The organism is Streptomyces sp. NPDC049040, from assembly GCF_043197715.1.
Lineage (GTDB): Bacteria > Actinomycetota > Actinomycetes > Streptomycetales > Streptomycetaceae > Actinacidiphila.
The window spans coordinates 1-7,625 of sequence record NZ_JBICTO010000041.1 but is presented as its reverse complement, the minus strand read 5'-3'; the positions used below and the strand labels follow the sequence as shown (position 1 = coordinate 7,625).

Below are 7,625 nucleotides of genomic sequence, written 5' to 3'. Positions count from 1 at the left end.
GGTGGCCGTCTCTCTATGCGGGCACCAACCCGGACACCGGGACAAACCCCCGGATCAGGTCCAACCCGCTACACCACTTCCAAGGACGCAACCCAGCTGTCCGCCTTCGCGAGCACCGCCTGCGGCCGTGCGGCACCGATGATGCTGAGACGCCTGCTGACCGTTACCCCTGAATCACGGTCTTCGCGTTTCGAGTGACGTCCTCCCGATGCTCCTCCGGGACAGAGCTGGGCGCAGCGACATGCGCACCCGCCCGACGGATCTCGCCACAGAGGTCATCCGCTCGTGCACCAGACCCGAGGAAGAAGCTCAAACGCTTGGTTCACGGGCTAACCATCGTCATGTCGCGTCGTGGACTACCTGTGGGCTGGATGCGCCGGCGCACTATGCCTCTCCCGGCCCCCCTGCGCTTTGGGACAACTCAAGGCACGGCCTCCCATACTGTGAGCAGACGCCCTCTGGGTATCCGACCACTCGCCAAGGAGTGCCGCCGGGCCCAGATGAGTTTGCTCGCCGCGTGAGTTACCGCCCCTCACGTACGCGGGAGATCTACACGGCGAGGCAAAGCAGTTCAGCTGGTGATGGCAGCCTGGCCCAGCCGTTTGAGCACGTCATCGGGAGACAGCTGTGAGTCTCGCAGCTTCTCGTATCCAGCAACGACCTCATCCGGGTCCAAGCCGGCTTGTTGCGCCTTGTGGCGCAGGTCAGCAAGGTCGATGGCATCTGTCAGCGCCTGCTTCGCGGCCTCGGCGTCCTCATGCTGCAACCGCTTGGCCGCTTCCTGCAGACCACGCCTCCACAGATACCACCCTCCGCCGGTTGCGCCTCCAAAGAGGGCACCGGCGGCGGCGAAGAAGAGAATGGGCATCTTCGATCCTTTCGTTGCTACTCATAGGCTGCCATGCCCGTGCCACCAACGCGGGAGGATCTGGGGAGTAGCAAGCCGCCGATGCCTTGGCGCGCGCGCCTGACGGGGCGGTCCACAGAGGGTGGCCAACGGTTGCTTCTGTAGCCGCATGCGAGATCACCTGTGGAGAGCTCTCCAAGTTTCTCAGCAGACCAGGTTCTCGTGAGTGAGTGCTCGCCTTGGATACGAGGAGAAGTCGCAGCGACAGGAGATTGAGCAGCTCAGAGACCCTGCCGGAGCACATCCAGCATGGGCTTCCATCTACGCTAGAACCGCCAATCTCGCCGAGAACATTGACTATCGTCGATAGTTGAGTACTCTCGTGACTACAGGAATCGGCTGACCAGGGGGTAAGAGTGGTTACCGAGGACCCCAAGGGAACGCCTCGTTCCCTGCGGATCAGCTTTGAGTTTCAGATCCCGCGAGGGCTGCGGTCCAACGTCCGCGACGCGAGTGTCCAGCGGGCATTGGACACAATCGCGGATCGCGTCATCGGCCTTGCGGAAACGCTAGTTCCCTGGGCGGCACAGGTGGTCGTAAGGAAGCAGTGGGTCTACAACTGGACCGACTACGACGAGACCATCACGCTTCCCGAGACTGACAGGAACAGCCTGCCGTAGAGCTCGTCGCTGAACCGCCGACCCCTGGCGGCCTCTGACATCCACAGCTGACATCAACGGTGCCGGACAGGGGCGTGCACCAGCGTCCCTGTCCGGTGGTCGGCGCTAGCCGTCGACGGCAGCCGGAGCAGTTTCGGATCGAACTTGTCAAGCGGTGGTCATCACCAGGCGGGTGAGACCATCCGTGGATGGTAGACGCACAGCCTCCCCCGGGTTGGACCCTTCAGCGGATCCGCGACGTATCCGGCGGCCAGGAGGCCGTCGTCCTAGCCTCAAACCAGGCAGTGAAGTGGGTCGCCCCCCGAAGGCTCATCATGACGTGCCCGATCCGTGCCCGACCGAGCAGTGCACCACAGTCGAAGGCGGCCAACTGCGAGTCCTGCCAAGCCGCCCAGAGGCACCGTTCCGGCAGGTCAGAGCTACTTTCGTCACGTCGAAGCCCCGTGATTCCCAAGCTCAGCGCCCTGGACGCCAGGAGGAACGGGTCGGGGTCGCGGCTGCTCCGGCCGGCAAATGAACCGGTAGACGTTCCAGACCGTAGCCTGTTACCACACTTCCTACACCACTGTCTGGAAAGTCAGCGAATCTGCTCACGGCCCCCCTCTGTCTGCGACCCTATCTCCTGCTAACAGCTTGTTATGAGGGAGCTACCGTCATGGTGTATGTGCGTACCACCACACTCAAATGGATTGAAGACACCGTCAATAACAACGACGGCGCTGCCGTAATCCGAAACGCCTGGGTCCGTGATCGAGAGGGGATGGACCGGCTGAGGCTCACGCGCCTCCAGGCCGTGCGGAATCTAATCGTGCGCCGTGGACTGCGCACCTTCCCCGATCGCTTGCTTCACTCTGGGGAGAGCTGGTCGTTCGTCGTCTACCGGCCTGAACTGCTCGTCGTTGACGTCGGCGCCCTCGCTGGCGACCCCGGGAAGTGCGCAGCTCTCGAATACGTCATGAATTCCCTCAAGCAGAACGCCACCGGCCAGTTCTTCCTCGATGAACAGCTGTTCAGGAAGAAGTTGCTTAAAATCGCGTCGGCACACCCTGAGATCCACTGGAAATTCAAACAGCAGGGCTCGGCTGCATAAGCCACAGCCTCAGGGCGTGAACCTCCCTGATCGGAGTCCCACCTGCACCGAAGGCCTCACCGCCCATAGTTGGAAAGCCGGCGCCTCACCATTGCCTGCGAGGGAGATCGTGCGGGATCGGCGCTGAACAGGTCGTTTCCCTAGCCGTCAACAAGGCCCAGCCGTCGGTTAGGCCCCGGACATGCCGCCCTACCACGCCCAGACAGGCCGGAGATGCAGCCATTCCGGGTAGACCTGGGCCCCTCGGAAGTCGACCGCGCTTGGGACCCTATTCGCGGGCACCGACATTGATGGTCGTACTCGCGTCCGCGCTTCGCAGCCCAGTACGGCAACGTCTAACTGCCCAACATACAGTGGTTCGGCCTCCTGTCCGGGCTGCGGCGCTGGGGCGCCGGTCCCGGACAGGAGGCCGAACCGCTACGTGCTTGAGGCAGTCAGGAGCTGGTCGTTGCTCCGACCGCCGCGTCCTCTGCGGTCCACTCGTCCAGCTTCTCCGCGAGCAGGCCGACCGCCAGGAGGGTCGAGAGGCGGAGAGCCGTCTCCGGGAGGACCTTGCCCAGGGTCACGACGCCGTCGCCGAGGATGTTGACGTCCGCGCGGAGGGCGGCGAAGCCGTCTGCCAGGTCGGCGAGGACGAGTTGGTGGGCCAGGGTTTCGGCGGCCCACCTGCCCTCCGCCCAACCGCGGACGTAGGGGATGCCGGGGGTAAGGGTGCCTGCCGGCTGGGCGCAGGCACCGCGGGAGTCGGTCATGTCGGTTCTCCTTCTTCGGCAGGGTCGGAGTGGACGAACGCGAGTCCGCGGCGGAGGAGTTCGGCGAGGCGTTGGGCTATGTCCGGGGCAACGCGGCCGAGTTCTACGTATCCCTGGCCGAAGGCATTGAGGTCGGCGCGCAGGTAGGGGACGTCGCTCTCCAGACCGGCCAGGGTCAAGGACTCCCGCAGGTTGGTGGCTGCCTGCCGGGCCGCCTGCCATTCCGGGCTCTCGATCGCGCGGACGGTCAGGGGGTCGCGGCTCACGGTCGAGTCGTCGTCACGCATCTGCCAGCTCCTGCCCGTACTGTTCGGCCCGCTCGATCAGGCGGGCCGAGGCCGCGAGCATCACGCCGAGGGCGACCGTCTGGAGCGGCGAGCGGTGCTGGGGCCGCATCAACGGGTTCAGCCACTCGAAGCGGTCGCCGGGCAGCGGAACCGGACCCGGCAGGACGACGTACGAGCCATTGCTCAGGTAGCGGTACGTGGGAGGCAGCGCCGTCTCTTGCGCAACCGTCCGTTCGAAGAGGCCGCGCGTCCCGGGCGGCACCAGGAAGCCGGTGCAGCGCGCCGCCCGGTCGATCGTCACGGCACCGGCTGGCATGCCCCTCCGCCGTAGCTGGTCCAGGGCCTCGATGCCCACCTGCTGATCCGTCACCACGACGTCGAACAGCGCGCCTGCCGAGACAAGTTGAGGCTGGCGCGGATCGTCCGACCACATCATGCGGAACTGTTGCGGATCATCCGCAGCCTGACTCAGCCACCCGATACTCCGCCGCGTCACCATCTGCACGCGCCATCACCCCAAGCCACCCCGCGACGGTCCCTCCGTCGCTGAGTCCAGCCTCCGGCGATTGGCCTGACCAGGGCAGATGACGACGGGTGACGTCGGAGGTGACGTGGAGGTGACGCGCGAGCCAGGTACGTCGCCGACCGTCCTCCCCTCGAAGTGTCGGGGGACGCCGTTAACCGGCAGAAGCGTGACGGTGCACGCGCGTACAGTGATGGCCCAGCCATCCGCGTGAGGCAGGCGAGGAGGACGCGGTGGAGGAGTCGACCAGCCGAGTCGCCGACGTGATCCGGAGCGCCCGTCATTCGCGCGCCTGGGGACAGCTTCGGCTCGTGAGCGAGCTGCGACGCGCGGCCGCCCGGCGCGGACAGGCACTGCCCTCGGACGCCAGCGTGAAGCGTCGGATCGCAAGTTGGGAGAACGGGCACAGTCAGCCCGACGAGTTCTACGGTGAGCTGTTGGTGGACGCCCTGCAAGTCTCCCTAGCCGACCTCGGGTTGAGCCGAGTGGCGCCAGCCGAACCCTTGGGCGCCCCGGAGGTGCGGTACCCGGACAGCTCCCAGGCCGCCATCACGTCACTCGCGGAGCTGTGGCGCGCCGACCTCGGCGACGTACCGCTCTTGGCTCAGTCGGCGTTGTCGGATCAGGCGTGGGCCGACGCCTCTACGCTGGCTTGTCGCCCCCGAGCTGAGAGCCCCGGCTTCCAGCGATCGAGGCGGAATACGCGTCAGCATGGCGGACATCGCCATGGTGAAGGCCACGGCGGACACCTTCGCCGCACTCGACGACCGGTTTGGCGGCGGCCACGCCCGTCGCGCCGTGATCCAGTACCTCAGCCACGACGTGGCTCCGCTTCTGCACGGCACCTACACGGAGTCGGTCGGTAGGGCTCTCTTCACCACGGTCGGGGAAGCTCTACGGCTCGCCGGCTGGATGTCCTACGACGCCGGACAACACGGGCTCGCCCAGCGGTACTACCTCTACGGCCTCCGGCTCGCCCAGGACGCCGGCGATCGGCGGCTCGCGGGAAGCATCCTCTCGGCGATGAGCCATCAGGCTACGTTCGTTGGCCGGTTCAGCGACGCCGCAACGCTTGCCCGCGCCGCGCGCATGGGGATCTCGGGAGTGGCGACGCCGACTCTGATGGCGCAGTTCTGGGCCATGGAGGCCCGTGCGCTCGCCCGCACGTCCGACCATCACGCCGCGCAGCACGCCCTCACCGAAGCCGAACGCTCCTTGGACCGGCGCAACCAGGGCGACGAACCCGAGTGGATCACCTACTTCGACGATGCCGAGCTGTCCGCCGAGGCCGCCCACTGCTTCCGGGACATCAACAGCGCACAGCGGTCCGTCGAGCACGCGGGCAACGCCATGAGCGGCAGCCACATCCGCAGCGACTTCTTCGCGACGATGGTCCTGGCCGATGCACATTTACAGGCCGGGGACGTCGAGGAAGCGTGCCGCGTCGCTTTGGACGCACTCGACCTGGGCGAGCAGCTTCGGTCGGCCCGCGCCGTCAGTTACCTCGCGGAGTTCCGCACCGCGCTCACGGCGTTGCAGACGAACGCGCACGTACGCGACCTCCATGAGCAGGCGGGCGAGCACCGGCTGTGGACAGCGGCCAGCAGCAATCCCCGCGCGTAGGAATGCGTAGTCAGAAGGGTCGCCAAAGGCGCCGGTCGCCCTCTGTGCGGATCGACTCGACGCGGTGCGTGAACTCTACGGCCGCCTTCGGCTCCGACGCCGCCTTGCCGCCCATCCAGAGCGTCATCATCAGCTCGCGGACATCGGCGAGGACCAGGTAGCCGGGCCAGTTCATGACGTCGAAGCCGTAGTGGTCGACGAAGGCTTCGTACTGGCCGCGTGAGTGCCACTCGTAGCGGTCGTAGTAGATGGCCGTCAGGATCAGGTCCCACTCGCGTGGGGCCAGTGTGAACCCGTCCAGGTCGATGAGGACGGCTTGGCCGTCGCGGGCGCGTAGGATGTTGCCGATGTTCGCGTCGCCGTGGATCATCCCGAACGGCAGTACGAAGTCGAGGCGGGCGTATTCCTTCTCCAGCTTCTCAGCGCGATCAGTGAGGAAGGCCGCGTCCGACTCAGCCACGCCGGCCAGGCCGCCGAGGGAAGCTTGGACTTTCGCGAAGGGGTCGAAGTACGGCAGCCCCAGCGACTCCGCTTCCTCCAGCCAGTGGAGCCGCTTGAGCAGATCACCGAGCTCCGGAACGCTCGCGTACTCCTCCGTCTCCTGGACGCTCTCCCAGAAGGTGACGACCCGGCCGCCTATGACGGTCGGCTGAGGGACCCCCGGCAGCACCCGATTGGCGGGGAAGTTCCTCTCCCCCAGCCAGCGCGCCACCCGCACCGCGCGCTCCATCTCGTCGAGGGCACCGCGATCCCGCGTGATCCGTACGATCACCGGCCGGTCCGCCAAGCGGTACACGGCATTGGAGCCAAGCCTCAGCAGTTCGGCGCCGGACGAGTCGAGTCCAGCTGACCCGCATGCCTCTCGGAGCACGGCGCCGACGCCCGCTTCAGTGAACTCCGCTGCTGCGCCAGCCGTTTCGCCCTCACCCGTCGCGCCAGTCACCATGCGTCCGACGATACGGGCCGGTACGCCGGGCCGACAGGCGGTCGACGTCATAGGGACGTGATGATCTTCCCAGTCGCGACCCTGGGGCCGTCTCCGGCCCAGGTCGGCGCCCACACGCGGCAACGGGCACGCACAGTCTCTGAAGCCGTGTGCGCAGGTTCGAATTCCCTCGACCCCCGCTAATCAAACACCAAAGAGCGGATCGCCACTTTGGTGATATTTATTCCCCAAACAGTTCAAACGTATGGACACTCAGGATTGCGCCTGTCGCCTAGCCAACTGTTCATCGACGTCATTAATAAACAGAGCCAGGAGCTGGCCTTCGGTCATCTTACTCCCGCTGTGACCATAGTCGCGACGAATCGCCAAGAGGAGTTTCTCAAATTCGAAAACCGCATCTACGCTCTGAGTAGCACTCTGCACTTCACGCTTGAATCGTGCCCACGCGACGAGGACATCGTCAGATGCCCAGGTGACCAAATCCGGCGTCACCTCACGTAGCAGAGTCACTATGTCGTCGGCATTGTTTTCTGAATTACCGTTCAAGATAGTAGCCATAAGCCCGCCAACAAGGCGTGAATACACCGGAATCTTACCGGCTCTGATCTCATCTTGGATGGCTTTGCGTCGCTCAACATAGCGGCGGACCACCAGAGTCGCGACTGCAACGATGATAGTCGACATCGCAGCCACTGAAGCAGCTGCAACAGTAGGATCTACGCCATGAAATATCTGCCGCCCAAGGCGGCGCGTTGCATACGCAACGGCTTCCACCGCGCCTGCTAGTCTTCTGAGTCAGGAGTTTTGTTCATATCTGTAGACTTGGCTTGTGGCGCGGACGGGTCGGCCGAAGGCCGAGTTGGTGTTGTCGGATGAT

Annotated in this window: 8 protein-coding genes; 2 read left to right on the top strand and 6 right to left on the bottom strand. The window is 65.2% G+C overall.

Features of this window, described 5'->3' with window-relative positions; translation table 11 throughout:
- Positions 1-571: 571 nt before the first annotated feature.
- A complete protein-coding gene (locus tag ACGFMP_RS37135; RefSeq protein WP_393678515.1) occupies positions 572-868 on the bottom strand; it encodes a hypothetical protein in 297 nt (98 codons plus the stop codon).
- Between the two features lie 1,314 nt (positions 869-2,182).
- Here ACGFMP_RS37135 and ACGFMP_RS37130 point away from each other — a divergent pair.
- Positions 2,183-2,617: a hypothetical protein gene (locus ACGFMP_RS37130; RefSeq protein ID WP_393678513.1), complete on the top strand. Its 435-nt coding sequence runs from the start codon at positions 2,183-2,185 to the stop codon at positions 2,615-2,617.
- Between the two features lie 434 nt (positions 2,618-3,051).
- Here ACGFMP_RS37130 and ACGFMP_RS37125 read toward each other — a convergent pair whose 3' ends face one another.
- From ACGFMP_RS37125 to ACGFMP_RS37115, 3 genes are read right to left on the bottom strand one after another with little or no spacing between them, the layout of a single operon-like run.
- On the bottom strand, positions 3,052-3,369 hold the full coding sequence (locus ACGFMP_RS37125) for a hypothetical protein (protein ID WP_393678511.1): 318 nt from the start codon (positions 3,367-3,369) through the stop codon (positions 3,052-3,054).
- Positions 3,366-3,656 carry a hypothetical protein gene (locus ACGFMP_RS37120; RefSeq protein ID WP_393678509.1) on the bottom strand — a complete coding sequence of 97 codons (291 nt, stop codon included), beginning with the start codon at positions 3,654-3,656 and terminating at the stop codon, positions 3,366-3,368. Before ACGFMP_RS37120 ends, ACGFMP_RS37125 begins: the two co-directional genes overlap by 4 nt.
- Positions 3,649-4,155: a bifunctional DNA primase/polymerase gene (locus tag ACGFMP_RS37115; RefSeq protein WP_393678517.1), complete on the bottom strand. Its 507-nt coding sequence runs from the start codon at positions 4,153-4,155 to the stop codon at positions 3,649-3,651. Before ACGFMP_RS37115 ends, ACGFMP_RS37120 begins: the two co-directional genes overlap by 8 nt.
- A gap of 735 nt (positions 4,156-4,890) precedes the next feature.
- Here ACGFMP_RS37115 and ACGFMP_RS37110 point away from each other — a divergent pair.
- Entirely contained in the window at positions 4,891-5,802 is a 912-nt protein-coding gene (locus ACGFMP_RS37110; protein ID WP_393678508.1) for a regulator, read from the top strand.
- 10 nt (positions 5,803-5,812) lie between these two features.
- Here ACGFMP_RS37110 and ACGFMP_RS37105 read toward each other — a convergent pair whose 3' ends face one another.
- Positions 5,813-6,748 (bottom strand): phosphotransferase family protein, encoded by a 936-nt coding sequence (locus ACGFMP_RS37105; RefSeq protein WP_393678507.1) that lies wholly within the window; start codon positions 6,746-6,748, stop codon positions 5,813-5,815.
- Positions 6,749-7,000: 252 nt separating this feature from the next.
- Positions 7,001-7,432, bottom strand: a complete 432-nt coding sequence (locus ACGFMP_RS37100) for a hypothetical protein (protein ID WP_393678505.1) — start codon at positions 7,430-7,432, stop codon at positions 7,001-7,003.
- Between the last annotated feature and the right edge of the window lie 193 nt (positions 7,433-7,625).

What these genes read in the sequence shown, in the direction of transcription:
- ACGFMP_RS37135 (WP_393678515.1), bottom strand. Translation starts at nt 868, where the DNA reads ATGCCCATTCTCTTCTTCGCCGCCGCCGGTGCCCTCTTTGGAGGCGCA.
- ACGFMP_RS37130 (WP_393678513.1), top strand. Translation starts at nt 2,183, where the DNA reads ATGGTGTATGTGCGTACCACCACACTCAAATGGATTGAAGACACCGTC.
- ACGFMP_RS37125 (WP_393678511.1), bottom strand. Translation starts at nt 3,369, where the DNA reads ATGACCGACTCCCGCGGTGCCTGCGCCCAGCCGGCAGGCACCCTTACC.
- ACGFMP_RS37120 (WP_393678509.1), bottom strand. Translation starts at nt 3,656, where the DNA reads ATGCGTGACGACGACTCGACCGTGAGCCGCGACCCCCTGACCGTCCGC.
- ACGFMP_RS37115 (WP_393678517.1), bottom strand. Translation starts at nt 4,155, where the DNA reads ATGGTGACGCGGCGGAGTATCGGGTGGCTGAGTCAGGCTGCGGATGAT.
- ACGFMP_RS37110 (WP_393678508.1), top strand. Translation starts at nt 4,891, where the DNA reads ATGGCGGACATCGCCATGGTGAAGGCCACGGCGGACACCTTCGCCGCA.
- ACGFMP_RS37105 (WP_393678507.1), bottom strand. Translation starts at nt 6,748, where the DNA reads ATGGTGACTGGCGCGACGGGTGAGGGCGAAACGGCTGGCGCAGCAGCG.
- ACGFMP_RS37100 (WP_393678505.1), bottom strand. Translation starts at nt 7,432, where the DNA reads ATGTCGACTATCATCGTTGCAGTCGCGACTCTGGTGGTCCGCCGCTAT.